The following is a 24,628-nucleotide window of genomic DNA, read 5'->3' on the forward strand; positions in this document are numbered from 1 at the left end:
AAGTCCAATTTTACCGAGTTCAAGAAAGAGTTTTTGAACCCTTCGCTTTACCTTAGCCCGCGGGGTGGGCAGCGAAGATGGCAAACGTCAGTTTCAACCGCAAACGAGCGAAACTCAAGCAGGTTCTCGGGATCCGGGCGCGGCTTGCTTTGCTCGCGGTCATTCTGGTTGCGCCCCTGATGCTCGAGCGCATTCGCTCGCTCGAAGATGCGCGCACGCGCCAGATCGCCCAGGCCGCAGCCGAATTCACCACCGTCGCAAGACACAGCGCCGATGCTCAGCGCGAGGTGATCTCGTCGGTCGAGACCATCCTGAAATCGGAAGCATTCATCCGCGCCTCTGCCGGCGGCATCACCAAGAGCTGTGACGTGCTGCGCGCGAGCCTGCCGTCGAACCTGCCCTGGATCCGTACGCTGCTGATCGCCGGCCAGGACGGACGCATCCAGTGCGCCACCAACAACATGTATGTCGGCCTCGACCTCAGCGACCGGCCCTATTTCCAGCAGGCGCAGGAGACCGGACGCTTCGTGCTGAGCGACTTCATCCTGTCGCGGCCGGTGCCGACGCCGACCGTGATGGCGGTGTATCCGGTGTCCGCGTTCAGCGGCGTTGCCGATGCCGTCGTGCTCGCCACGGTCAACCTCGACTGGATGTCGAAGGTCATGAACAATCTCGGCGGCCGCGCCGGCATCACTGCCGTGCTGGTCGACAGCGCCGGCACCGTGCTGGCCGCCCCCGCCGACCAGCACAGCGCGGTCGGCCGTCCGCTCGACAACATGCCGCTGATGTCCGCGATCGCCGACAAGGCGCTACGCTCGGACCAGGACGAAGGCTCGCTCTCCTTCCTCGCCGCCGACGGCTCGCGCCGCGCGGTCAGCTACATCCGCATCGCCGGCACCAATGCCCGCCTGATCGCCAGCATCGACGAAGACAAGGTATCCGCGGCGGTGAGCCGCGACATCCGCACCGCCTATCTCCAGCTTGCCTTCGTCGTCGTGTTCGTCCTGCTCGGCGCGCTGATCGCGGCCGAGAAGCTCGTGATCAAGCCGATCGAGATGCTGGCCGACATGGCCAAGCGCCTCGGCGAGGGTGATCTCTCCGCGCGCGCGGCGCGCAACCGCCTTCCTGCCGAGTTCGTGCCGCTGGCCCGCGCCTTCAACGCGATGGCCGCGCAGCTCAGCCAGCGCGAGCGCGAGCTGATCGCGAGCAACGACCGCCTGACCGTGATGGCCTCGATCGACATGCTGTCGGGCCTCGCCAACCGCCGCGGCTTCCAGAGCCGGCTCGACTTCGAGTGGATGCGCGCGCAGCAATATGGCAGCGACCTCGCGCTGCTGATGATCGACGTCGACCATTTCAAGCTGTTCAACGACACCTACGGACATCTCGAAGGCGATTCCTGCCTGACCCGGCTCGGCGAGTCGCTGTCCGGCATCGCCGCCGACACGATGGGTTTTGCCGCACGCTATGGCGGCGAGGAATTCTGCTTGCTGCTGCCGAACACGGACGTGAACCGCGCCGTCGAGATCGGCGAGCAGGTGCGCGCGGCGGTGCTGAAGCTGTGCCTGCCGCACATCACCTCCGCGCACATGATCGTCACCGTCTCGATCGGCGTTGCCGCGACGAGGCCGAACGAGGCCTTGCGTCCTGGCGACCTCATCGAAGCCGCCGACGCCGCGCTCTATGCTGCCAAGCATCGCGGCCGCAACAATGTCGTCGAGCATGGCGTACAGATGATCGAGACCGGCACCGCTGCCATGATGATGGCAGCCAGCGCTTAACTTGCCGCGTCGGCGCGATCGAGCTCGATCTCCGTCACCACGCGATTGCGGCCGCCGCCCTTGGCGAGGTAGAGCGCGCGGTCGCAGCGCTCGATGAAGTCGGCGATGGCCTCGCCGGAACGATACTGCGCCACACCGATCGAAATCGTGATGTTGGGCAGGACCTCGCCGGTCGAGCGGCGCGTGATGGTGGATTCCGCGATCGCGCGCCTGATGCGCTCGGCGGTCTCGGCACAGGCGGCAAGATCGGCGCCCGGCAGCACGGCGATCAGCTCCTCGCCGCCATAGCGCGCCGGCAGGTCGTGCGCGCCGACCTTCTCGCGCAGCACCCTCGCCATCAAGCGCAGCACCTGGTCGCCGACGCCGTGGCCGAAGCTGTCGTTGAAGGTCTTGAAGTGGTCGATGTCGATCAGAAGCACGCTGAGCGGCTCGCCCCAGTCGGCCGTCGCCTGCGCCTTGCGCAGGAATTCGTCGAGCGCCCGGCGGTTGGCAAGGCCCGTCAGCGTGTCGGTCCGCGCCCGTTCCTCGGATTTGGAGAGCGAGTCGCGGATCACGTCGAGCTCGCGGGCCTTTTCGGCAAAGCCCGCCTCGAGGCGGGTCGCCCTCGTGGCGGCGCGTGCCAGCTCGTTCATGAGCTGGGCGACCAGCGCCTTCGGATCGAGGCCGGACTTGCCCTGGTCGGCGGCCTCGCTGATCGCCTGCATCTGCGAATGGTTGTCGGCGATCGCGGTGGTCAGAAACTCCTTTGCCGCGCCCATCAGGGCGTGCAGGCGCTCCGAGGTGCTGGTGACGACGGCACTCACTTTGGGAGCGATGTAGGTCTCGAACAGGCTCTGGTTGGTTTTGCTGTCGAAGGGACGGTTGTGGTCGATCAGGAGATCGATGGCGTTGCGCAGATCGTCCTGGCCGCCCGCGAAATACTGGAACCAGACCGCAAAATTGGTCGGTGTCGGCGGAATCCCCTGCTCGGCCATGCTCCGCATCGCCCGTCCGGCGATGGAGGCGGCATAGTCGTAGTCGGGATCGTCGAAACTGGCGTCCATTGGAAGTATTTTTGGGGTCCTGGCCGACCGCAAATTCGCATCGACCCCTTAATCACATCCCAACGGCGCCTCGGTAGTTATGCGGAGCCGCCCGGGGAGGTCCCCAAGGTGCGGCAACCCATTGACCCCTTACGGACTTCTATGGCCTAGTCCGGCCTCTTTAGGACGGCCGAACCCACGAAAACCCAACGATTCCATGACCTCCGAACGCTATAACGCCCGCGATTCCGAACCCCGCTGGCAGGCTGCCTGGGACCAGCAGGCGATCTTCGTCTCGAAGAACGACGATCCGCGGCCGAAATACTATGTGCTCGAGATGTTCCCCTACCCGTCGGGGCGCATCCATATCGGCCACGTCCGGAATTATACGCTCGGCGACGTGCTGGCCCGCTTCATGCGCGCCAAGGGGTTCAACGTGCTGCACCCGATGGGCTGGGACGCTTTCGGCCTGCCGGCCGAGAACGCCGCCATCGAGCGCAAGGTGGCGCCGAAGGCCTGGACCTACGACAACATCGCCGCAATGAAGAAGCAGCTCCGCTCGATCGGGCTGTCGCTGGATTGGAGCCGCGAATTCGCGACCTGCGATCCCACCTACTACAAGCATCAGCAGAAGATGTTCCTGGACATGCTCGCGGCCGGCCTCGCCGAACGCGAGAAGCGCAAGCTCAACTGGGACCCGGTCGACATGACCGTGCTCGCCAACGAGCAGGTGATCGACGGTCGCGGCTGGCGTTCCGGCGCGATCGTCGAGCAGCGCGAGATGAGCCAGTGGGTCTTCAAGATCACGAAGTACTCGCAGGAGCTGCTGTCGGCGCTGGACGGGCTGGACCGCTGGCCCGACAAGGTCAGGCTGATGCAGCGCAACTGGATCGGGCGGTCGGAGGGCTTGCTGGTCCGCTTCGCGCTGGACGCGGCGACGACGCCCGCCGGCGAGAGCGAGCTGAAGATTTTCACGACGCGGCCGGACACGCTGTTCGGCGCGAAGTTCATGGCGATCTCGGCGGATCATCCGCTGGCGCAGGCGGCTGCCGCAAAGAACCCGAAACTTGCCGAGTTCATCGCCGACATCAAGAAGATCGGCACCGCGCAGTCGATCATCGACACCGCGGAGAAGCAGGGTTTCGACACCGGCATCCGCGCGGTGCATCCGTTCGACCCGAGCTGGAAGCTCCCGGTCTATGTCGCCAACTTCGTGCTGATGGAATACGGCACCGGCGCGATCTTCGGCTGCCCCGCGCACGACCAGCGCGACCTCGACTTCGTCAACAAGTACAATCTCGGCAACACGCCGGTCGTGTGCCCGGACGGGCAGGATCCGAAGACGTTCGTGATCACCGACACCGCCTATGACGGTGACGGCCACATGATCAATTCGCGCTTCCTCGACGGCATGACGATCGAGCAGGCCAAGGAAGAAGTGGCGAAGCGCCTCGAGGCCGAGCTGCGCGGCAACGCGCCGGTCGGCGAGCGTCAGGTCAATTTCCGCCTGCGCGACTGGGGCATTTCGCGCCAGCGCTATTGGGGCTGCCCGATTCCGGTCATCCACTGTCCGAAGTGCGACGTGGTGCCGGTGCCCGACGCCGACCTGCCGGTGGTGCTGCCGGAGGATGTGAGCTTCGACAAGCCGGGCAATGCGCTCGACCATCACCCGACCTGGAAGCACGTCACCTGCCCGAAATGCGGCGGCAAGGCTCAACGCGAAACCGACACCATGGACACCTTCGTGGATTCGTCCTGGTACTTCGCGCGCTTCACCGATCCCTGGAACGAGACCGCGCCGACGACGCCCAAAGTTGCCAACCGGATGCTGCCGGTCGACCAGTATATCGGCGGCGTCGAGCACGCGATTCTGCATCTGCTCTACAGCCGCTTCTTCACCCGGGCGATGAAGGCCACCGGGCACATCGCGCTGGACGAGCCGTTCGCCGGCATGTTCACGCAGGGCATGGTGGTGCACGAGACCTACCAGAAGGCCGACGGCACCTGGGCGCAGCCGGCCGAGGTGAGGGTCGAAGGCGCCGGCAACGACCGCCGCGCCACGCTGCTGAGCACCGGCGAGGCGGTCACGATCGGCCCGATCGAGAAGATGTCGAAGTCGAAGAAGAACACGGTCGACCCCGATGACATCATCGAGACCTACGGCGCCGACGTCGCCCGCTGGTTCATGCTGTCGGACTCCCCGCCCGACCGCGACGTGATCTGGAGCGACGAGCGCGTCCAGGGCGCCTCGCGCTTCGTGCAGCGGCTGTGGCGGCTGGTGAACGATTCCGCGGAACTCGGCAAGGCCGCACCGGCGGCCCGGCCGGCCAGCTTTGGCCCGGACGCCACCGCCCTGCGCAAGGCGGCCCATGGCGCGCTGGACAAGGTCACGACCGGGATCGAGCGGCTGCACTTCAACGTTTGCCTCGCCCATATCCGCGAATTCGCCAACGCCTTCTCGGAAGTACTGCAGCGTCCCGGCCAGCCGTCGGCCGATCTCGCCTGGGCAATCCGGGAGGCCAGCCAGATCCTGGTCCAGCTGTTCTCGCCGATGATGCCGCACCTGGCCGAGGAGTGCTGGCAGGTGCTGGGGCACTCCGGGCTGGTTTCGGAGGCCGATTGGCCCCAAATCGAACGCGATTTGCTGGTTGAAGACAGCGTGACCCTGGTGGTCCAGGTCAACGGCAAGAAGCGGGGCGAGGTCACAGTTGCAACAGCGGCCCAGAATCCGGAAATCGAGGCTGCCGTTTTGGCCCTCGATGCGGTAAAACTGGCCCTGGACGGCAAGCCCGTCCGCAAGGTGATCATCGTCCCCAAGAGGATCGTGAATGTTGTCGGCTAGGTTCCGTATCGCAGCCCGCTTGCTGGCGGTGGCCGCATTGGCGGCGCTGACGGCCGGCTGCTTCCAGCCGATGTATGCCGAGCGTACCGACGGCACCCCCGGCCTGCGCGAGAAGCTGATGGGGGTCGAGCTGCCCCCGATTGCGAAGCCCAATGCCTCCCGCGAGGCCCGGGTCGGCGTCGAGGTCCGCAATGCCCTCGCCTTCAAGCTCTACGGCTCCGCCACGGGCATGCCGCCGACGCACCGCCTGGACATCCGCTTCAGCTCCAGCCGCTCGTCCCTGATCGTCGATCCCAACACAGGCCTGCCGAGCAGCGAGAATTACGGCATCGACTGCCAGTACAATCTGGTCGAGGTCGTCAGCGGCAAGTCGGTGATGAGCGGCACCACGTTCTCGCGCGTGTCCTACGACATGCCCGGCTCCTACCAGCGCTTCTCGCGCAACCGCGCGGTGCGCGACGCCGAGGACCGCGCCGCCAACGAGATCGCCGAGAACATCAATACCCGGCTCGCCTCGTTCTTCACCGCGGGTACGTAACCACTTCCGTCATTCCGGGGCTCGCGAAGCGAGAACCCGGAATCTCGATCCCCAACCTCTGGATTCCGGGTTCGCCCTTCGGGCGCCCCGGAATGACAATCGGGCCCGATGGTCGCGCTGCGCGGAAAAGAGATCGACGCCTTTCTCGCCCGCCCCGATGCGGGCCGGCCGATCATCCTGCTCTACGGTCCCGACGCGGGCCTCGTGCGCGAGCGCGCCGATGCGCTGATCGCCTCGGCGGTCGACGATCCCAATGATCCCTTTGCCATGGTGAAGCTCGACGGCGACGAGCTGTCCGCCGAGCCGTCGCGGCTCGTCGACGAAGCCATGACGGTGCCGCTGTTCGGTGGCCGCCGCGCCATCCGCATCCGCGCCGGCTCGCGCAGCTTTGCCAGCGGGGTCGACACGCTGGCCGAGATGAGCGTCAGGGATTGCCGCATCGTGATCGAGGCCGGCGAGCTGCGGCCGGAATCGCCGCTGCGCAAGGCCTGCGAAAAGGCAAAGACTGCCGTGGCGATCGGCTGCTATCCCGACACCGAGCGCGACCTTGCGAAACTGATGGAGGACGAGCTCCGCATCGCGAACCTGCGCATCGCGCAGGATGCCCGCGCGGCGCTGATGTCGTTTCTCGGCGGCGACCGTCAGGCCTCGCGCAACGAGCTGCGCAAGCTGACGCTCTACGCCCACGGCAAGGGCGAGATCACGCTCGACGATGTGATGTCGGTGGTTGCGGATGCGTCCGAGCTGAAGCTTGATCCGATCGTCGACGGCGCCTTCGCCGGCCGGCCCGACATCGTCGAGACCGAGTTCGCCAAAGCCATGATCGCCGGCACCTATCCCGGCGTGATCATCTCGGCCGCGCAGCGCCAGGCCGCGTGGCTGCACAAATCCGCGCTTGCGATCGCCGATGGCCAGCCTGCCTCCGCCGTTCTCGACGGCGGCTATCCGCGCCTGCATTTTTCACGAAAGCCAATGGTCGAAACCGCGTTGCGCAATTTCAGCGTCGCGCGCCTCGCCGCCGTGATCGAGCAGCTCGCGACCGCCGCGCTCGACACCCGTAAGCAATCGACCCTCGCCGCCGCCATCGCCCAGCGTACGCTGATGGCGATCGCCGCGAATGCGAGGCGGCGGGGTTAGGCGCAGCTCTCTCCACGTCATTGCGAGCATAGCGAAGCAATCCAGAGTCCTTCCGCGGAAAGATCCTGGATTGCTTCGCTGCGCTCGCAATGACGACGTGGAAAGAGATGCGCCCCTGATGATAGAGCGAAGCGCCAAACCCGTCATCCTGAGGTGCGAGCCGCGCGGCGCAACGCGGCGCGCGGGGAGCCTCGAAGGATGAACGGCCGAGATACAGCCGAGCCGTCGCCCTTCGAGGGCCGCTGAAGAAGCGGCCACCTCAGGGTGACGGTGATAGAGAGTCGGAGCGTCTACAGCGCGCCCTTCGCCAGCCGCTTCATCACCTCGTCGAGCTGATCGAGGTTGCGATAGTTGATCTGGACCGAACCGCCGGGGTCGCGGTGATTGACCGTGACCTTGAGACCGAGCGCGTCGCTGACGCGCTTTTCCAGATCGATCGTGTCGGGGTCCTTTTCCTTGCCACCGGTCGCGCGCGCCTTCTGCGGCTTGCGCTCCGGCACGCCCTCTTCATGCGCGAGCGCCTCGGTCTGGCGGACGTTGAGGCCTTCCTCGACGATACGCTTGGCGGCCGCGATCGGATCGGGGACGCCGATCAGCGCGCGGGCGTGGCCGGCGGAGAGATCGCCGCTGGTGATCAGGGCTTGCACCTCGGCCGGCAGCTTGGTCAGCCGCATCATGTTGGCGACATGACTGCGGCTCTTCCCCACGACCTTTGCGATGTCGTCCTGGCTGCGCTTGAACTCGTTGGCGAGCGCGTGATAGCCGAGCGCCTCTTCCATCGGGTTGAGATCTTCGCGCTGCACGTTCTCGACGATCGCGAATTCGAGCGCGTCGCTGTCGCTGATGTCCACGGGGACGATCGGCACTTCGTGCAGGCCGGCCATCTGCGAGGCACGCCAGCGCCGCTCGCCGGCGATGATCTCGAAGCGATCCTGCGTGCCCTTCACGGGGCGCACCACGATCGGCTGGATCACGCCGTGCTGCTTGATGGACTCGGAGAGCTCCTTCAGCTCCGTGTCCGAAAACGTGCGGCGCGGATTGCGCGGATTGGCCTTGATGAATTCGATCGGCACCTTGCGCTGCGCGCGCGGACGGTCGACGTGCTGAGCCTCGCCGCCGACGTCACCGATCAGACTTGCAAGACCCCGGCCCAGTCGCGAACGCGCTTCGTCGGCCATTGCCAGCTCCCTTGGATTCACTTGGCAGCACTCCAGAACTGAATTGTCGTAACGAGTAGGATGGGTAGAGCGAAGCGAAACCCATCGCTGTTCGTGCGTGTGATGATGGGTTTCGCTTCGCTCTACCCATCCTACGAACTACGGCATCGTCAATGCGTGACGCGCAGCTCGCGCTCGCGCTGGATCACTTCGGTGGCGAGGCGCAGATACGCTTCGCTGCCGACGCATTTAAGATCGTAGACCAGCACCGGCTTGCCGTAGGACGGCGCCTCCGAGATGCGCACGTTACGCGGGATCATGGTCTTGTAGACCTTCTCGCCCATGAACTGGCGGACGTCGGCGACGACCTGGTTCGAGAGGTTGTTGCGCGAGTCGAACATGGTCAGCACGATGCCGTGGATCGACAGGTTCGGGTTGAGCGTCGAGCGCACCTGCTCCACCGTCTGCAGCAATTGCGACAGACCTTCGAGCGCGAAGAACTCGCACTGCAGCGGCACCAGGATCGCATCAGAGGCTGCCATCGCGTTGACCGTGAGCAGGTTGAGCGAGGGCGGGCAGTCGATCAGAACGTAGGTGTAGTCGGCGTCCGGCGAGACGTTGTTGTTGAGCGCGCCGATCGCATCGCGCAGCTTGAAGGCGCGGCCGGGCGTGGTGCCGAGCTCGAGCTCGAGGCCGGAGAGATCCATGGTCGACGGCGCGATGTGCAGCCGCGGCACCGCGGTCGAGACCACCGCTTCGCGCAGCGGCGCTTCGCCGATCAGCACGTCATAGGTCGAGCAGGAACGGTTGCGGCGATCGATGCCGAGACCCGTCGAGGCGTTGCCCTGCGGATCGAGATCGACGATCAGGACGCGCTCTCCGATCGCAGCGAGTGCCGTGCCGAGATTGATCGCTGTGGTTGTTTTTCCCACGCCGCCCTTCTGATTCGCCAGCGCGAGGATGCGCGGGTGGCCGTGCGGGACGTCGTTGGCTTCTTGGGCCGTCTGGTCTTGCTGCGGTTCGTCAATCGCGCTCATCGAAATTCCCCACTCACCCCTGAACGCTTCAGCTGCGCCGTTCGGCGGCATTGAGCTCCACGATCCAGCCGTCCCCTGTACGGCTTTCATGGAGCTGCGGCTGAATATTCCAATATTTAGCGGCTTCGGTCAATTCAGCCTCTACATCTTGACCCTTGAGAAATAACGCCTTTGCGCCCTGGCGCATCAGCGGCTCCGCAAAGCCGATAAGTTGATGTAGCGGAGCCAGTGCGCGCGCGGTGACGCAATCGACGGGGCCGGTGATTCTATCCACATTATCCCCGATCTCAGCGAGATGTACGACTCCCGGAGAGGTGGTGACGCGGATCGCTTCACGCAAAAACGCGGCCTTCTTGGCGATTCGTTCGACGAGGTGGACGCTCGCGCCAGGGACCTCGGCCATGACGGAAGCCAGCACGACGCCGGGAAAGCCGCCGCCGCTGCCGAGATCGGCCCAGCGTTTTGCACCGGGCGCGAGAGCGACGAGCTGGAGCGAATCAGCGATGTGCCGGGTCCAGAGGTTGGGCAGGGTCGAGGGCGCGACAAGATTGGTCTTGGCCTGCCACTCCCGCAGCAGCGCGATGTAGCGATCGAGCCGGGCTTCGGTTTCACGTGAAACGGGAGCGAGCTTGAGCGCCGCTATCTTGTCAGCGGCGATGACCGCGTCGAGCGACTGATCGTTGGCGCTGGCCTTGTCGATCTTCGGCTTGGCCGGGGCCGGATCGGATCGGCGAGCGGCTCCCTCACCTGCTCCGGGTTTTCGGGAAAGCGGTCTGTCTCCGCCCGGTCCGCGCTGTTTCACGTGAAACGCCTATGCGATTGCTTTGGAAGTCTTCCGTGCCTCACGGCGGAGATAGGCCGCGAGGATGCCGAGCGCCGCCGGCGTCATGCCATCGATCCGTCCGGCCTGGCCAACGGTGAACGGCCGCGCTTTCTCCAGCTTGGCGCGGACCTCGTTGGAGAGACCGGGGACGAGGCTGTAATCGACCTCCAACAGCACCATGCCCTCGTCGCGCCGGAAGGCTTCGACGTCGGCGCTCTGGCGCTCCAAATAGACATCGTACTTGGCGTCGATCTCGAGATGCGTAGCGATGACGGGATCAATGGCGGACAGCTCCGGCCAGATCGCACGGACCTGACTCCAACCGATGTCGGGATAGGCCATCAATTCGAAGGCCGAACGGCGCTGGCCGTCCCGGTTCAGGGACAGTCCGTGCTTGATCGCCTCGTTCGGGGTGATGGTCAGCGACTTCGAGAGCGTACGAGCCGCGTTCAAGGCGTCCATCTTGGCGCGGTGGCGCCGGGTCCGGGCACTTCCGACGCAGCCCAGAGCGATACCCTTCTCGGTCAGGCGCTGATCGGCATTGTCGGCCCGCAGTGTCAGCCGGTATTCGGCGCGCGAGGTGAACATCCGATAGGGCTCGCTGATCCCGCGGGTGACGAGGTCGTCGATCATCACGCCGAGATAGCCGTCCGCACGGTCGAACACCGTCAGCGCGGCACCGCTGGCGCAGAGTGCCGCGTTCAGCCCTGCCACGATGCCCTGCCCGGCGGCTTCCTCATATCCAGTGGTGCCGTTGATCTGTCCGGCCAGGAAGAGACCGCGCAGACGCTTGGTCTGCAGGGTCGGATCGAGCTCCCGGGGATCGATGTGGTCGTATTCGATGGCATAACCCGGACGGACCATCTTCACCTGCTCGAGGCCGGGAATGCTGGCGAGGATCGCAAGCTGGACCTCCTCGGGCAGCGAGGTCGAGATGCCGTTGGGATAGACCGTGCTGTCGTCGAGCCCTTCCGGCTCAAGGAAGATCTGGTGGCCGTCGCGGTCGCCGAAGCGGACGATCTTGTCCTCGATCGAGGGACAATAGCGGGGACCAGAGCTCTTGATCTGGCCGGAATACATCGGGGAGCGATGGACGTTGGCCCGGATCACCTCATGGGTCGCCGCCGTAGTCCGGGTGATCCCGCATTGGATCTGCGGGGTCGTGATGCGCTCGGTCATCACCGAGAACGGCTCCGGCGGCTCGTCTCCGGGCTGCATTTCGACCGCGGACCAGTCGATCGTGGTGCCGTCCAGACGCGGTGGAGTGCCGGTCTTGAGCCGTCCCAGGGTGAAGCCGGCACGTTCGAAGGAGGTCGAGAGACCCATCGCGGGGGCCTCGCCGACCCGGCCGGCCGGCCAATTCTTCTCACCGAGATGGATCAGACCACGCAGAAAGGTGCCGGTGGTGACGACAACGGCCCCTGCCCGGAACTCCCGGCCATCGGCCAGGCGCAGTCCGGTCACCCGGCCATCGGTCACGATCAGCTCGTCGGCCTCACCTTCAATGACCGAAAGACCATCGGTCTCCCGGATCGCGGCCTGCATCGCTGCCGCATAGAGCTTTCGGTCCGCCTGGGCCCGGGGACCACGGACAGCGGGACCCTTGCGGCGATTGAGGACGCGGAACTGGATGCCGCCGGCATCGCCGACCCGGCCCATCAGGCCATCCAGGGCATCGACTTCGCGGACCAGATGACCCTTGCCGAGACCACCGATCGCGGGATTGCAGGACATCGCGCCGACGGTCGAGAAACGGTGCGTCACCAGAGCCGTCGCCGCGCCCATCCGGGCAGACGCAGCCGCGGCCTCACAGCCGGCGTGGCCGCCGCCAATCACGATGACGTCGAAACTCTCTCGCTCTGTTCGCATGCGCGGACTTCTATCCCAGAGGCGGGAAAGCCGGAAGTGGAAACTGGGGAGGCGGGTGTTTCACGTGAAACGGAGTGCGGGAGGTCCGGGCAGTTTTTCGAAAACAACCCCATGCACAGTAGACGGGGTGTTGAAGGGGCTGCTGTTTCACGTGAAACAATCCTCGCCCGGCGGAGGAGCTATCAGCAGAAGCAAGACGGCCCGCCGCGACCGTCATTCCGAGCGTAGCGAAGCAATCCAGAATCCCTCCGGTGAGGCAGCCCGGATTGCTTCGTCGCAAGGGCTCCTCGCAATGACGGGGACTAAGAGCCGCGCTCGCCATTACCGTCGCCGTCCGCGAGGCGACGCCGCACTACGGCCAGTTCCCATCTCTGACAGCATCAGTGTTTCACGTGAAACAAAAATGTAGCCCGGATGGAGCGAAGCGCAATCCGGAGAACCTATCGGTCCGGCACGAGCGACCCCGAATTGTGCCTCGCTACATGCAGGCTACGACATGGGTAACGGCCGGATGTTTCACGTGAAACACAAGCAATGGAACAAGCGCTAGTTCTACATTGAAGAACTAGCGCTACTTTCCGATGCAGAATTTCTGGAAAATGGCCCCAAGGACGTCCTCGACGTCCACCCGGCCGAGCAGGCGACCCAGGGCATAGGCCGCAGCGCGCAGCTCTTCGGCGGCGAGCTCTTCGCCCTCTTCTACAAGGTCCAGACTCCGGCGCAAGCTGTCGGACGCCCGGACCAACAGATCTCGTTGACGGACCCGGGTGATCACCGCGCCCTCGCTCGCTCCAAAAAAATCGGCCGCGAATGTCACGAGCGCTTCGACCAGCTCCGGGATCCCGTCACCCCGGCTCGCCGAGATTCCAAACTCGCCGCGAGACTTACCCGGCCCGGTTCCCCCGAGATCGATCTTGTTCCGGACGATCCAGATCGACCCGTCCGCCCGATCACCGCCTCCGGTTTTCCGAAGCGACTGGATTGCCTCCGGATCGACCGACCGGCCGTCCTCGACCAGCCACAGGACCAGGTCCGCATCTTCGGCCCGCGCCCTCGCCCGACGCACGCCCTCCTGCTCGACCGGATCGTCGGTCTCGCGAATACCGGCGGTGTCGATGACGGTGACGGGATAGCCGTCGAGGTCGAGCTGCACCTCGATCACGTCACGCGTCGTGCCGGCGTATGGCGAGACGATCGCGACCTCGCGGCGCGCGAGCTGATTCATCAGCGTCGATTTGCCGACGTTCGGCTCGCCGGCGATTGCAACCACGAGGCCGTCGCGCAGGCGTTCAGAATGTCCCTGTGCCGCAAGGACTCTTGTGATTTCGTCGTGCAGCGCTCTGATCGCCTTGATCGCCGGCGCCCGCAACTCGGCCGGCACGTCGCCTTCATCGGAAAAATCGATGCCGGCCTCGATCAGCGCGGACGCCTCGATGATGCGTTCGCGCCAGTCGCGCGCGCGGTCGCCGAGCAGGCCCTGCAACTGGCGCAGCGCCTGGCGGCGCTGGCGGTCGGTGTCGGCGTGGATGAGATCATCGAGGCCCTCGGCTTCGGTCAGATCGAGCTTGCCGTTCTCGAAGCTGCGCCGCGTGAACTCGCCGGGCTCGGCCGCGCGAATATTCTGAATTTGCGAAATAGCGGAGGAGAGCGCCGCCAGCACCGCGCGGCCGCCATGGACGTGAAATTCGGCGACGTCCTCGCCGGTCGCGCTGCCCGGCGCCGGAAACCAGAGCACGACGGCATCGTCGATCGGCTGACCCGCGCCGTCATTCAGCAGCCGGCGGCTCGCCTGCCTCGGCGCCGGAAGTTTTCCCGCGAGGGTCGTCAGCACCAGGCCCGCTTGCGGACCCGAGACGCGCACCACGGCGATCGCACTCGGCGCTCGGCCGGACGACAGCGCAAAGATGGTCTGGTCTCGCGGATGCATGGCCTATTTGTCCGGCTGGCAGGGAAAACGCAAATGCGGTTTTCCAGACAGCCTCAGGCGCCCGTTTTGCTGCGGTTCCCGGCGCAGCAAAATCTATATTGCGATGCAATAAATCACGCAGCAATTTGCTGCAAAACCCGATCCTGCCCCAGGATAAGTGCCAGCCAAAGTCAAGTATAACGTAGTTATATCAACAACTTCCGAGAGGATTGAGCTTACGTACCGGATGCTCGCCTTGCTGCAATTCTCCGCAGCAAAGCCGCACAAACAAAAAGGGCGCCCGAAGGCGCCCCTTAAATTCGTATTGCACTGCACTCAGGTGTTCATGGAGTCGAAGAACTCCGAATTGCTCTTGGTCGAGCGCAGCTTGTCGAGCAGGAAGTCGATCGCGTCCATCGTGCCCATCGGATTGAGGATGCGGCGGAGGACGTACATCTTCTTGAGCACCTGCGGATCGGTGATGAGCTCCTCCTTGCGGGTACCGGAGCGGGAGATGTCGATCGCCGGGAAGGTACGCTTGTCCGAGACCTTGCGGTCCAGGATGAGTTCCGAGTTACCGGTGCCCTTGAATTCTTCGAAGATGACTTCGTCCATGCGGCTGCCGGTATCGACCAGCGCGGTCGCGATGATGGTCAGCGAGCCGCCCTCCTCGATGTTGCGGGCGGCACCGAAGAAGCGCTTCGGGCGCTGCAGCGCGTTGGCGTCGACACCGCCGGTCAGCACCTTGCCGGATGACGGCACAACGGTGTTGTAGGCACGGCCGAGGCGGGTGATCGAATCGAGCAGGATCACGACGTCGCGGCCATGCTCAACCAGGCGCTTGGCCTTCTCGATCACCATCTCGGCGACCTGGACGTGGCGCACCGCCGGCTCGTCGAAGGTCGAGGACACGACCTCGCCCTTCACCGAGCGCTGCATGTCCGTGACTTCTTCCGGACGCTCGTCGATCAGCAGCACGATCAGATAGCATTCGGGATGATTGTGCGTGATCGAGTGCGCGATGTTCTGCATCAGCACCGTCTTACCGGTGCGCGGCGGCGCGACGATCAGCGCGCGCTGGCCCTTGCCGATCGGCGCGACGATATCGATCACGCGTGCAGACAGGTCTTTCCGCGTCGGATCGTCGATTTCCATGCGGAAACGCTGGTTCGGAAACAGCGGCGTGAGGTTGTCGAAATTGACCTTGTGCTTGGCCTTTTCCGGGTCCTCGAAATTGAGCGTGTTGACCTTCAGCAGCGCGAAGTAGCGCTCGCCCTCTTTCGGGCTGCGGATGTGGCCTTCGATGGTGTCGCCGGTGCGCAGGCCAAAACGGCGGATCTGCGAGGGCGAAACGTAGATGTCGTCCGGACCGGGCAGGTAATTCGCATCGGGCGAGCGGAGGAAGCCGAAACCGTCGGAGAGCACCTCGACGACGCCTTCGCCGACGATGTCGGTCTCGGCCAGCGACAGCTGCTTGAGGATGGCGAATAGCAGCTCCTGCTTGCGCATGGTGCTGGCGTTCTCGACCCCATTCTCTTCCGCGAACGAGACGAGCTCGGCCGGGGTTTTCGACTTGAGGTCCTGGAGTTTAATTTCCCGCATTGGGGTGGTCCTGTGGGGTACCGAGAGAGGGGGGTGCGAGGAGGCTCTGAAATGCGGACGTGAGAAGATAAGGTCCGCAGGTCTGGCAAGGTTAAGTGCCGGTGGGGGCTTCAAACCTGATGCGGTGTCCGGCCTTCAAAGAAGCTCAGACACAACCACATCCGCCTGCGTTGGGTGGGATATCGATAATATAGAAAATCGCTTCCCCCTCCGCAAGCCGAAGCGCTGAGCTAATCGTCGCGCGGCCTGCCTAGAACGGCTTCACGATCACCATGATGACGATGAGAATCATCAGGACGGTCGGCACCTCATTGATAATCCGATAGAATTTCTGGCTCCGCGGGCGCCGGTCGGCGGCGAAATCCTTCAGCCAGCGGGAAAAAAAGCCGTGGACCGCGGACAGCGCCAGGACCAGTGCCAGTTTTACGTGCAGCCAGCCAAACGTGAACCAATGGCCGGACCAGGCGAGAAACAGCCCGGCGAGCCAGGTCACGATCATCGCCGGATTGATGATCGCCTTGAGCAGCCGGCGCTCCATCACCTTGAACGTCTCGGACTGCTTCGAGCCGATCTCGGCTTCGCAGTGATAGACGAACAGCCTGGGCAGATAGAGCATGCCGGCCATCCAGGAGATGACGGCGATCACATGCAGCGCCTTGATCCAGAGATAGACGTCTTCGAACATTTTCGCGGCCCGGCTTGCTGCCCAGCGAAAGGAACTGGGGATAGTAAGAACTCGTTAAGGTCTCACACTGCACACATATCCGTCCGTAGCGCCTTCCTCAAATCTAGAATCTTAGATTCTTAAGGTTTGAGTCTGAGTGACCGTGGATTGGACTCACGCAATTCCGTCCGCGAGTTCGCGCGCGCTTGTTCACATCCGTCAACATGTCCCGAGCCGGTCCGGTCTGTTCCGATAAGTCGTCCGGACTCAACGGCTTGCGTGCGCCTGTCTTCAGCTTGTCAAAGGGGTTATCCGAGCAATCCCGCTTCCCGGCCGGAGAGGCGCGGGACTTGTTCTGAGGGGCAGCGGTGTGAAGAAAATTGGCACTTGTCCCGTCCCTGGTGTCGCACATCCCTTTCCGAGGGGTTAAGCTCCACAGAAATCCACAAACTGCCCCGCCCTCATCCCAAGAGTTTTTGTGCCGACCTCGAACAATTATTTCCATCTGCACCTGGTCTCCGACTCCACCGGCGAGACGCTGATCACCGTCGCGCGGGCCGTTGCCGCGCAATACGCCAACGTGACGCCGGTCGAGCATGTCTATCCGCTGGTGCGGAGCCAGAAGCAGCTCGACCGCGTGCTCGACGAGATCGAGGAAGCGCCGGGGATCGTGCTTTTCACGCTGCTCGAGAAGGACCTGGTCGCCAGGCTCGAGGACAAGTGCAAGCAGATCAATGTTCCGAGCCTGTCGATCATCGGGCCGGTGATGCAGCTGTTCGAAGCCTATCTGGGCGCAGCGACCACCGGCCGCGTCGGCGCCCAGCACGTGCTCAACGCGGAATATTTCAAGCGTATCGACGCCTTGAACTACACGATGATCCATGACGACGGTCAGCATGTCGAAGGTCTCGACGAGGCCGACGTGGTCCTGGTCGGGGTGTCCCGGACCTCGAAGACGCCGACATCGATCTATCTCGCCAATCGCGGCATCCGCACCGCCAACGTGCCGCTGGTGCCCGGCATTCCCGTGCCGGCGCAGCTGGAGACGTTGACGCGGCCGCTGGTGGTGAGCCTGCATGCGACGCCGGAACGCCTGATCCAGATCCGCCAGAACCGCCTGCTCTCCATGGGCGCCGAATCCGGCAGCGACACCTATACCGACAAGCAGTCGGTCACCGAGGAGGTCGCATTCGCGCGCAAGCTGAGCGCCAAGCACGACTGGCCGCTGCTCGACGTCACGCGGCGCTCGATTGAGGAAACCGCGGCGGCGATCATGAAGCTCTATAGCGACCGTCAGCGCAACCGGCCGTTGGACTAGCCGCTGCGATGGGTTTGTGGCGCGGCAAAACTCCGCTGATCCTGGCCTCGCAGAGCAGCGCGCGCAAAATGCTGCTCGCCAATGCCGGGCTGGAATTCAATTCCGTCACCGCCGATATCGACGAGCGCGGCATTCAGGCTGCATCAAAACTGTCGGACCCGCGCGAGATCGGCCTGTTGCTGGCACGCGAAAAAGCCAAGGCAGTCTCCGCCCTTCGTCCCGGAAGTTATGTGATCGGCGCCGACCAGACGCTGGCGCTCGGCAACCGTCTCTTCAACAAGCCGGCCGGCCGCGCGCAGGCGCTGGCGCAACTGCGCGATCTCGCCGGCAACAGCCACGAGCTGAATTCCGCGGTCGCCGTGGCGAAGGACGGCAAGATCGTGTTCGAGGATTTGTCGGTGGCGCGCATGACCATGCGCCAGATGAGCGAGGCCGAACTGTCGGCCTATCTCGACGCTGCCGGCGACGCCGTGACCACCAGCGTCGGCGCCTATCAGCTCGAGGGCCTCGGCATCCATCTGTTCGAGCGCATCGAGGGTGACCATTTCACCATTCTCGGCCTGCCGCTGCTGCCGCTGCTTGCGTTCCTGCGCAGCGAACAGCTAATTGCGGTGTAGATGCGAGAGAAGGCTGTGGCTTGATGCGGATCCTCGGACTGACCGGCTCGATCGGAATGGGCAAATCCACCACCGCGAAATTGTTCGCGGAGGCCGGCGTGCCCGTCTACGACGCCGACGCCGCCGTGCATCAGCTCTACGAGGGCGAAGCGGCGCCGGCGATCGAGGCCGCCTTCCCCGGCACCACCGTCAACGGCAAGGTCGATCGTCCCAAGCTGTCGGCGCGCGTGGTGCACGATCCCGCCGCGATCAAGCAGCTCGAGCAGATCGTGCATCCGATGCTTGGCGCCTCCCGGCAGAAATTCTTTGCCGATGCGGAAGCCGCCAAGGCCCCGGTCGTGGTCCTGGATATTCCGCTGCTGTTCGAGACCGGCGGTGAGAAGCGGGTCGATGCGGTCGTCGTCGTCTCGACCTCGCCGGAACTTCAGCGCGAACGCGTGCTGGCGCGCGGCACGATGGACGAGGCCAAGCTCGATGCCATCATCGCCAAGCAGACGCCCGATGCCGAGAAGCGCAAGCGGGCCGATTTCGTGGTGGATACCTCACACGGACTTGAGCCGGTGCGCGCCCAGATCAAGGACATCCTGGCCGAGGTCGTTAAGATGCCGCAGCGGCGAGCCTGATTCGCCGTCTTACACGGCCTCTCATTTCTCCCCGGGATCATGCGCGAAATCGTCCTCGACACCGAAACCACCGGCCTCGATCCGCTCCGCGGCGATCGTCTGGTCGAAATCGGCTGCGTCGAGATATTCAACCGCATGCCGACAGGACAGACCTATCACGTCTATATCAACCCCGAGCGGGACATGCCGGCGGAAGCGTTCGCCGTGCATGGGCTGTCGGCCGAGTTCCTGTCGACCAAGCCGCTGTTCCACGAGGTGGTCGACGCATTTCTGGAGTTCATCGGCGATGCGCCGCTGGTGATCCACAACGCCTCGTTCGACATCAGCTTCATCAATGCCGAGCTCGACAAGATCAAGCGCGTAGCGATCCCGCGCGAGCGACTGGTCGATACGCTGCTGCTGGCGCGGCGCAAGCATCCGGGCGTGTCGAACCGGCTCGACGATCTCTGCTCGCGCTATTCGATCGACAATTCACACCGCACCAAGCACGGCGCGCTGCTCGACGCCGAGCTGCTCGCGGAAGTCTATGTCGATCTGGTGGGAGCCCGGCAGTCGCAATTGCTGCTGGCGTCGGACAGCGAAGAGATTCGGGTCAATTCCGCCGGCGATGCGCCGCGGCGGCAGCGTTCGATGCCGCTCACGCCACGGGTCTCGGATGCCGAGCGGGAGGCCCATCGGGCCTTCATCGCGACCATGGGCGAAAAGGCGATCTGGAACGAGTATCTACCCCCTCCAGTCGCCCCTCCGGCTGGTTAAGCCCGTAAAGTCGGGCTTGAAGATCAGGCCTGGCCGGTCTGGCCACCCTGAGCGGCCATTTGCCGCTCCATGTTCTGGCGATAGAGGCCGACGAAATCCACGGGGTCCAGCATCAGCGGCGGGAACCCGCCGTCACGCACGGCGGTGGCGATGATCTCGCGGGCGAACGGGAACAGCAGGCGCGGGCACTCGATCATGACCAGCGGGTGCAGGTTCTCCTTGGGAACGTTGACGATCCGGAACACGCCGGCATAGGCGAGCTCGAACGAGAACATCACCTTACCGGCGGTCTCGGCCTTGCCCTCGACCGACAGCGTCACCTCGAATTCCTGCTCGCTGAGGTTATTGGCGCCGACATTGATCTGGATGTTGATCTGGGGCGGCTGGCCCTGCTGCTGCAGCGAACCCGGGGCGTTCGGATTCTCGAACGAGAGGTCCTTGGTATATTGCGCCAGCACGTTGAGCTGGGGAGCCTGGGCCGCCTCGGGAGGGGTGCCGTTACCGTTGGTCATCGAAGTGTCTCCTTACCCGATTGGGGCTGAATTTCGCGGCGGTTGGCTACCATAGGGCTGCCTCGTTCCACAAGGACGAACGGTCCCGGATCGGGTTTCCCGGGCCGGGCCCACAACTGGGACGTTCACCCCGGCTTCCGATCTAATCGCACGTTAAACGATTGAAGATGCGCGATTTCCGGGCAGGATCGGGTTTCCCCTTAAGCATAAAACGCGCTACACTCGACGCTGTGCCAAAAGGCGCCATTGGCCGGGCAAGATTTCGTGCCTACATCCCACGGACCAGACGCGCGGCACCCAAAATGGTGATGTAGACTTGCCGTTCCCGCGTGGAACGGTCTACTGGCCGGAACGATTTTCCCGGCGAGACCCTTCTAGAGAAGACCAGAAAGCGAATACGACGTGGACATCTACACCATCATCTTCCTGGCGTTGGCGGTCTTCATCTTTCTGAGGCTGCGCAGTGTGCTGGGGCAGCGCACCGGCAACGAGCGGCCGCCGTTCGACCGCACCGCCGCGCGCAATGCGCTGGGGGGTGCCCAGGACAACAACGTCGTGACCATGCCGGGCAAGGTGATCGACCAGGCCCCGCTGGCGCCGACGGCCGAGCCGACCCCGCCCTCCGATCGCTGGAAGGGCCTGACCGAGCCGGGCACTGCGCTGGCGCAGGGTCTCGACGCGATCGTCGAAAAGGATTCCACCTTCGACCCCCGCCATTTCATCTCCGGCGCCCGCGGCGCCTACGAGATGATCGTGCTGGCCTTCGCCAATGGCGACCGTCGCGCGCTGCGCGACCTGTTGTCGTCGGAGGTCTATGAGAGCTTCGACGCCGCGATCAAGGACCGCGAGAAGAACGAGCAGAAGACCGAGACGCGCTTCGTCTCGATCGACAAGGCAGAACTCGTCGGCGCCGAGATGCGCGACCGCACGGCCCAGCTCACGATCCGCTTCGTTTCGCAGATGATCTCGGCCACCCGCGACAAGGCCGGCAACATCGTCGACGGCAGCGCCGACACGGTCGCCGACATCACCGATATCTGGACTTTCGCCCGCGACACCACCTCTCGCGATCCGAACTGGAAGCTGGTTGGCACCGGAAGCGCGAATTAAGATACTCCTGAAGAACGGCGCGACGGCGCTCTGTGCGGGCCTCGTCGCGCTGTCATCGTTTTCGCTCGGCGCCGAGGCGGCGCGGCGCCACTACCGCGGCCATCATCACCACATCCCGCAAGTGCCGGCCGCACCGCCGCGGGCCTTGCCCTATCCGCAGCTCCCTTTGCCGTTCGAGATTTCAGGCGCGCAATATCTGCCGCTGGCCTGGACCGACGTGAAAGGCTGGAGCGACGACAATCATCTCGCCGCCTACAAGACCTTTCGCGCCAGCTGCAAGTCGATCAATGCGCAAACCGGCGCGTCCGAGCCGAAGGCGCTTGGCGGCTCGTTGAGCGAACCGTGCCGGGTCGCCAAGACGCTCGAGCTCGGCGACGATGCCAGGGCCAAAACCTTCTTCGAGGAGAATTTCGCGCCGCTGCGCATCTCGCGCCTCGGCGAGCCCGACGGTTTCGTCACCGGCTATTACGAGCCGGTGCTGGAGGGGTCGCGGACGCAGACCGACGTTTTCAATGTCCCGGTCTATCGCCGGCCCTCGAACCTGTTCGTGCGCGGCTACAAGCAGGACTCCGTCAGCCTGCCCAACAAGGGTCCGGTCTATCGCAAGATCGGCCGCCGCAAGCTGGTGCCCTATTACGATCGCGGCGAGATCGAGGACGGCAAGATCGCAGGGCGCGGGCTGGAGATCGCCTGGCTGAAGGACCCGACCGACCTGCTGTTCGCGCAGATCCAGGGCTCGGCGCGGATCAAGTTCGACGACGGCGGCGTCGTGCGCCTCAACTACGACGCCTACAATGGCTATCCCTACACCGCCGTCGGGCGTGTCCTGATCGAGCGCGGCATCGTTCCGAAGGAAGAGATGTCGATGCAGAGGATCCGGGAATGGATGGCGCAGAATCCCGACGGCGCCAAGGAGCTGCGCCGCCAGAACCGCTCCTACATCTTCTTCCGCGAGGTCAACCTCTCCGACAAGGACGAGGCGGTGGGCGCGCAGGGCATTCCGCTCACGGCCGGCCGCTCGATCGCGGTGGACAAGGCGCTGCACGTCTACGGCACGCCGTTCTTCATCGAGGGTGAGCTGCCGATCGACTCCGAGCGCTCGAAGACGCCGTTCCACCGGTTGATGATCGCGCAGGACACCGGCTCGGCCATCATCGGGCCCGCGCGCGCCGACCTCTATTTCGGTGCCGGGCAGGAAGCCGGCCGCGTCTCCGGGCGGCTCCGCCATCCCATGCACTTTGTCATGCTGGTGCCGAAAGGCCTCGATCCCAGCATGCGCGCGGCGAAGTTGCCGGTGCCGGACCCCAGGCCCTCGGAGAAGATCGCAAAGCTGTTTCCGCAAACCGACCCGGTCAAGGCGGGGACGCCTGCTGCCGCCGCGGCGCCGGGCAAGAACGAAACGGTTGCCACCGCCGGGCCTGTCCCGCTACCGGTGCCGCGTCCCGCGATCGAGCCCGCGCGCGAGCCGCGCCGGCCAGTGAAGAATCGTTCCCATCGGCAGCAATGAAACGCTCGTCCCGTCCGCCCGTGCTGGAGCCTCGCCCCTCGCCGCGCCGCCGCGCGCTGAGCGAGGAGGAGCGCGCGCTGTGGGACCTTGTCGCCAAACAGGTCAAGCCGCTCAGGAAGCATCGCGTGGCGAAGGCGCATGCCGCCCCGCCCGCCGGGCCTTCGCCCGTGGCGCAGGCGAGCCGGCCATCGCAGCCGGTGAGGCCCGTTGCCGCCGCAGCGGCGCCGCGTGTCGCAAAGCCGGCGGTCCCGCCACTGGCGCCGCTCGGCAAGCGCGAGCGCACAAAACTGTCGCGCGGCCGCAGCGAGATCGAGGCGCGGCTCGATTTGCACGGCATGACCCAGATGCGCGCCCATCGCGCGCTGACCGGTTTCCTGCACCGCGCCCATCATGACGGCCTGACCTTCGTGCTCGTCATCACCGGCAAGGGCCGGAGCGGCGGCGAAAGCGGCGTGCTGCGCCGCCAGGTGCCGGAATGGCTCAGCCTGCCCGAATTCCGCGCCTTCGTGGTCGGCTTCGAGACAGCGCATATCGGCCATGGCGGCGAGGGCGCGCTGTATGTGCGGATCAGGCGGGCGAGGTTTTAGCAGCGGCAAGCTCGGTGCAACCTCTCCCGCTTGCGGGAGAGGGAGCGCGCGGTCCGTGTGGCTAGGCGTAAACCCTAAAACGGCCGGACGATCCCGACGCGCGGGATCAGCGTGACGACCAGGCCGAAGATGTTGGTCTTCTGATCTTCCGCCGGAATCAGCGCTGTCTCCCGTGCGGCCGGCAGCATCCTCACCGCATGCAGGATCAGAAACATGCAGACCGCCCAGTTCGAGATCCAGCGCGAATAGTCGAACACCATCGCGAACATCACGAGATAGGCGAGGCTGACGCCTGCTAGCGCGGCGATGACAAGGCGGCCGTGCGTCTCGCTTTTGAGCGCGCCGATCAGGTTCGCGAAGACGCGCCAGAGCGGCGTGTGCAGCCAGATCAGCAGCGCGAACACGGGTACGCCGAGGATGTTGTGCGGCAGGCGGCCCCAGGTGTCGGCAACCTCCTTCGCCAGCGGCTGGTACCAGATGTAGGCGAATTGCAGCAGATCTGTCCGCGATGGATCTGCCATCCGGGTCTTCAGATAGGCGACGAAGTCCGCCTCGGGAATCGGCATCGTTCCCAAAAATTGCGCGGCGAAGAACAGCGCGGCGACGACGGCGAGGGCGACCACGCCGAATGCGACATTGCCGCGATGGCAGCCGTAGCCGAGGTAATGCCGGATCACGACGATCGTGATGATGGTCGGCACGTACATCAGGAGATGAATGTGGTGGATCAGCACGAGCGCGATCGAGAACACCGCCGCCGTCGCCACGAACAGCAACGAGCCCGCCGGCATCAGGAGCAGGACGATCGCCAGCGCGCAGCCATAGATGTCGAAATGGCCGAGCGTGTGCATGAAGTTCTTGAGGAAGAACGGCGAGCCCGCGGTGAAGACGAACAGCGGCAGCGTCTTCGCGGTGAAGCCGAACGTCTTCTGGAACAGTCTTGCGTACAGCCCCGCTGTCACCAGCCACGCCGCGCCGCCGAGTGCGAACACCAGCCAGACCGGCACCTTGTCGGTGAACAGCGCGACGATCGCCCCGATCAGCGCGCGCTTGATGAAGCCGAGATGGTAGTCGACGAGGAGATGGATGTAGGGGACGTAAGGCGGCAGCTGGATCTTGTGCACGAACACGCCGGCGATGACGGCGGCGTTGATCGCGAGCAGCAGGCGCCAGGGGTTTTGCAGGATTTGTTTCAACAAGGACCGTCAGGGGTAATGGGT

At 64.6% G+C, this 24,628-nt stretch carries 21 protein-coding genes; 11 read left to right on the plus strand and 10 right to left on the minus strand.

The window, feature by feature from the left end; translation table 11 throughout:
* Positions 1-77: 77 nt before the first annotated feature.
* Complete coding sequence (locus tag JQ617_RS21830) at positions 78-1,781, plus strand: diguanylate cyclase domain-containing protein (protein ID WP_212028085.1); 1,704 nt, start codon at positions 78-80, stop codon at positions 1,779-1,781.
* On the opposite strand, the gene JQ617_RS21835 is transcribed toward JQ617_RS21830, so the two are convergent.
* Complete coding sequence (locus JQ617_RS21835) at positions 1,778-2,824, minus strand: GGDEF domain-containing protein (RefSeq protein WP_212028086.1); 1,047 nt, start codon at positions 2,822-2,824, stop codon at positions 1,778-1,780. The genes JQ617_RS21830 and JQ617_RS21835 overlap by 4 nt on opposite strands.
* A gap of 196 nt (positions 2,825-3,020) precedes the next feature.
* Between JQ617_RS21835 and leuS the strand changes: the two genes are divergently transcribed.
* The 3 genes from leuS (at position 3,021) to holA (ending at position 7,320) form a co-directional block, all read left to right on the plus strand.
* Positions 3,021-5,645, plus strand: coding sequence for a leucine--tRNA ligase (gene leuS / locus JQ617_RS21840; RefSeq protein ID WP_212028087.1), 2,625 nt, complete (start codon positions 3,021-3,023; stop codon positions 5,643-5,645).
* Positions 5,632-6,183, plus strand: a complete 552-nt coding sequence (gene lptE, locus JQ617_RS21845; protein WP_145657686.1) for an LPS assembly lipoprotein LptE — start codon at positions 5,632-5,634, stop codon at positions 6,181-6,183. The genes leuS and lptE overlap by 14 nt, the downstream gene beginning before the upstream one ends.
* Before the next feature lie 108 nt (positions 6,184-6,291).
* Complete coding sequence (holA, locus tag JQ617_RS21850) at positions 6,292-7,320, plus strand: DNA polymerase III subunit delta (RefSeq protein ID WP_212028088.1); 1,029 nt, start codon at positions 6,292-6,294, stop codon at positions 7,318-7,320.
* Between the two features lie 290 nt (positions 7,321-7,610).
* Here holA and JQ617_RS21855 read toward each other — a convergent pair whose 3' ends face one another.
* The 7 genes from JQ617_RS21855 to hemJ form a co-directional block, all read right to left on the minus strand.
* The gene (locus JQ617_RS21855) at positions 7,611-8,498 is read right to left on the minus strand and encodes a ParB/RepB/Spo0J family partition protein (RefSeq protein ID WP_212028089.1); all 888 of its coding nucleotides are present in this window, start codon (positions 8,496-8,498) and stop codon (positions 7,611-7,613) included.
* Between the two features lie 149 nt (positions 8,499-8,647).
* Positions 8,648-9,514: a ParA family protein gene (locus JQ617_RS21860; protein WP_212028090.1), complete on the minus strand. Its 867-nt coding sequence runs from the start codon at positions 9,512-9,514 to the stop codon at positions 8,648-8,650.
* A 28-nt stretch (positions 9,515-9,542) separates the two neighbouring features.
* Positions 9,543-10,316 carry a 16S rRNA (guanine(527)-N(7))-methyltransferase RsmG gene (rsmG, locus tag JQ617_RS21865; protein ID WP_502754887.1) on the minus strand — a complete coding sequence of 258 codons (774 nt, stop codon included), beginning with the start codon at positions 10,314-10,316 and terminating at the stop codon, positions 9,543-9,545.
* Positions 10,317-10,325: 9 nt separating this feature from the next.
* Entirely contained in the window at positions 10,326-12,206 is a 1,881-nt protein-coding gene (gene mnmG, locus JQ617_RS21870; protein WP_212028091.1) for a tRNA uridine-5-carboxymethylaminomethyl(34) synthesis enzyme MnmG, read from the minus strand.
* Positions 12,207-12,777: 571 nt separating this feature from the next.
* A complete protein-coding gene (gene mnmE / locus JQ617_RS21875; RefSeq protein WP_212028092.1) occupies positions 12,778-14,133 on the minus strand; it encodes a tRNA uridine-5-carboxymethylaminomethyl(34) synthesis GTPase MnmE in 1,356 nt (451 codons plus the stop codon).
* A gap of 315 nt (positions 14,134-14,448) precedes the next feature.
* Entirely contained in the window at positions 14,449-15,714 is a 1,266-nt protein-coding gene (rho, locus tag JQ617_RS21880) for a transcription termination factor Rho (RefSeq protein ID WP_011083462.1), read from the minus strand.
* Positions 15,715-15,964: 250 nt separating this feature from the next.
* Positions 15,965-16,399 (minus strand): protoporphyrinogen oxidase HemJ, encoded by a 435-nt coding sequence (gene hemJ, locus JQ617_RS21885; protein WP_063685363.1) that lies wholly within the window; start codon positions 16,397-16,399, stop codon positions 15,965-15,967.
* A 457-nt stretch (positions 16,400-16,856) separates the two neighbouring features.
* Between hemJ and JQ617_RS21890 the strand changes: the two genes are divergently transcribed.
* The 4 genes from JQ617_RS21890 to dnaQ are packed head-to-tail and all read left to right on the plus strand — an operon-like array spanning position 16,857 to position 19,692.
* Positions 16,857-17,696: a pyruvate, water dikinase regulatory protein gene (locus tag JQ617_RS21890; RefSeq protein WP_063685365.1), complete on the plus strand. Its 840-nt coding sequence runs from the start codon at positions 16,857-16,859 to the stop codon at positions 17,694-17,696.
* A gap of 8 nt (positions 17,697-17,704) precedes the next feature.
* Complete coding sequence (locus JQ617_RS21895; protein ID WP_212028093.1) at positions 17,705-18,313, plus strand: Maf family nucleotide pyrophosphatase; 609 nt, start codon at positions 17,705-17,707, stop codon at positions 18,311-18,313.
* A gap of 23 nt (positions 18,314-18,336) precedes the next feature.
* Positions 18,337-18,936 carry a dephospho-CoA kinase gene (gene coaE / locus JQ617_RS21900; protein ID WP_212028094.1) on the plus strand — a complete coding sequence of 200 codons (600 nt, stop codon included), beginning with the start codon at positions 18,337-18,339 and terminating at the stop codon, positions 18,934-18,936.
* A gap of 39 nt (positions 18,937-18,975) precedes the next feature.
* Positions 18,976-19,692 carry a DNA polymerase III subunit epsilon gene (gene dnaQ, locus JQ617_RS21905; protein WP_212028095.1) on the plus strand — a complete coding sequence of 239 codons (717 nt, stop codon included), beginning with the start codon at positions 18,976-18,978 and terminating at the stop codon, positions 19,690-19,692.
* Between the two features lie 23 nt (positions 19,693-19,715).
* Here dnaQ and secB read toward each other — a convergent pair whose 3' ends face one another.
* Positions 19,716-20,204: a protein-export chaperone SecB gene (gene secB / locus JQ617_RS21910; RefSeq protein WP_212028096.1), complete on the minus strand. Its 489-nt coding sequence runs from the start codon at positions 20,202-20,204 to the stop codon at positions 19,716-19,718.
* Between the two features lie 402 nt (positions 20,205-20,606).
* Between secB and JQ617_RS21915 the strand changes: the two genes are divergently transcribed.
* The 3 genes from JQ617_RS21915 to JQ617_RS21925 are packed head-to-tail and all read left to right on the plus strand — an operon-like array spanning position 20,607 to position 23,408.
* A complete protein-coding gene (locus JQ617_RS21915) occupies positions 20,607-21,314 on the plus strand; it encodes a Tim44/TimA family putative adaptor protein (RefSeq protein ID WP_212028097.1) in 708 nt (235 codons plus the stop codon).
* Positions 21,292-22,821: a murein transglycosylase A gene (gene mltA / locus JQ617_RS21920; RefSeq protein ID WP_212028098.1), complete on the plus strand. Its 1,530-nt coding sequence runs from the start codon at positions 21,292-21,294 to the stop codon at positions 22,819-22,821. The genes JQ617_RS21915 and mltA overlap by 23 nt, the downstream gene beginning before the upstream one ends.
* Positions 22,818-23,408 (plus strand): Smr/MutS family protein, encoded by a 591-nt coding sequence (locus JQ617_RS21925; RefSeq protein WP_212028099.1) that lies wholly within the window; start codon positions 22,818-22,820, stop codon positions 23,406-23,408. Before mltA ends, JQ617_RS21925 begins: the two co-directional genes overlap by 4 nt.
* A 74-nt stretch (positions 23,409-23,482) precedes the next feature.
* On the opposite strand, the gene JQ617_RS21930 is transcribed toward JQ617_RS21925, so the two are convergent.
* A complete protein-coding gene (locus JQ617_RS21930; protein ID WP_212028100.1) occupies positions 23,483-24,607 on the minus strand; it encodes a hypothetical protein in 1,125 nt (374 codons plus the stop codon).
* Between the last annotated feature and the right edge of the window lie 21 nt (positions 24,608-24,628).

The sequence above is a fragment of the Bradyrhizobium sp. KB893862 SZCCT0404 genome, assembly GCF_018130885.1.
Lineage (GTDB): Bacteria > Pseudomonadota > Alphaproteobacteria > Rhizobiales > Xanthobacteraceae > Bradyrhizobium > Bradyrhizobium stylosanthis.

Bases quoted from the DNA above. Each gene is read 5' to 3' on its own strand.
- JQ617_RS21830 (WP_212028085.1), top strand. From the start codon at position 78: ATGGCAAACGTCAGTTTCAACCGCAAACGAGCGAAACTCAAGCAGGTT.
- JQ617_RS21835 (WP_212028086.1), bottom strand. From the start codon at position 2,824: ATGGACGCCAGTTTCGACGATCCCGACTACGACTATGCCGCCTCCATC.
- leuS (WP_212028087.1), top strand. From the start codon at position 3,021: ATGACCTCCGAACGCTATAACGCCCGCGATTCCGAACCCCGCTGGCAG.
- lptE (WP_145657686.1), top strand. From the start codon at position 5,632: ATGTTGTCGGCTAGGTTCCGTATCGCAGCCCGCTTGCTGGCGGTGGCC.
- holA (WP_212028088.1), top strand. From the start codon at position 6,292: ATGGTCGCGCTGCGCGGAAAAGAGATCGACGCCTTTCTCGCCCGCCCC.
- JQ617_RS21855 (WP_212028089.1), bottom strand. From the start codon at position 8,498: ATGGCCGACGAAGCGCGTTCGCGACTGGGCCGGGGTCTTGCAAGTCTG.
- JQ617_RS21860 (WP_212028090.1), bottom strand. From the start codon at position 9,514: ATGAGCGCGATTGACGAACCGCAGCAAGACCAGACGGCCCAAGAAGCC.
- mnmG (WP_212028091.1), bottom strand. From the start codon at position 12,206: ATGCGAACAGAGCGAGAGAGTTTCGACGTCATCGTGATTGGCGGCGGC.
- mnmE (WP_212028092.1), bottom strand. From the start codon at position 14,133: ATGCATCCGCGAGACCAGACCATCTTTGCGCTGTCGTCCGGCCGAGCG.
- rho (WP_011083462.1), bottom strand. From the start codon at position 15,714: ATGCGGGAAATTAAACTCCAGGACCTCAAGTCGAAAACCCCGGCCGAG.
- hemJ (WP_063685363.1), bottom strand. From the start codon at position 16,399: ATGTTCGAAGACGTCTATCTCTGGATCAAGGCGCTGCATGTGATCGCC.
- JQ617_RS21895 (WP_212028093.1), top strand. From the start codon at position 17,705: ATGGGTTTGTGGCGCGGCAAAACTCCGCTGATCCTGGCCTCGCAGAGC.
- coaE (WP_212028094.1), top strand. From the start codon at position 18,337: ATGCGGATCCTCGGACTGACCGGCTCGATCGGAATGGGCAAATCCACC.
- dnaQ (WP_212028095.1), top strand. From the start codon at position 18,976: ATGCGCGAAATCGTCCTCGACACCGAAACCACCGGCCTCGATCCGCTC.
- secB (WP_212028096.1), bottom strand. From the start codon at position 20,204: ATGACCAACGGTAACGGCACCCCTCCCGAGGCGGCCCAGGCTCCCCAG.
- JQ617_RS21925 (WP_212028099.1), top strand. From the start codon at position 22,818: ATGAAACGCTCGTCCCGTCCGCCCGTGCTGGAGCCTCGCCCCTCGCCG.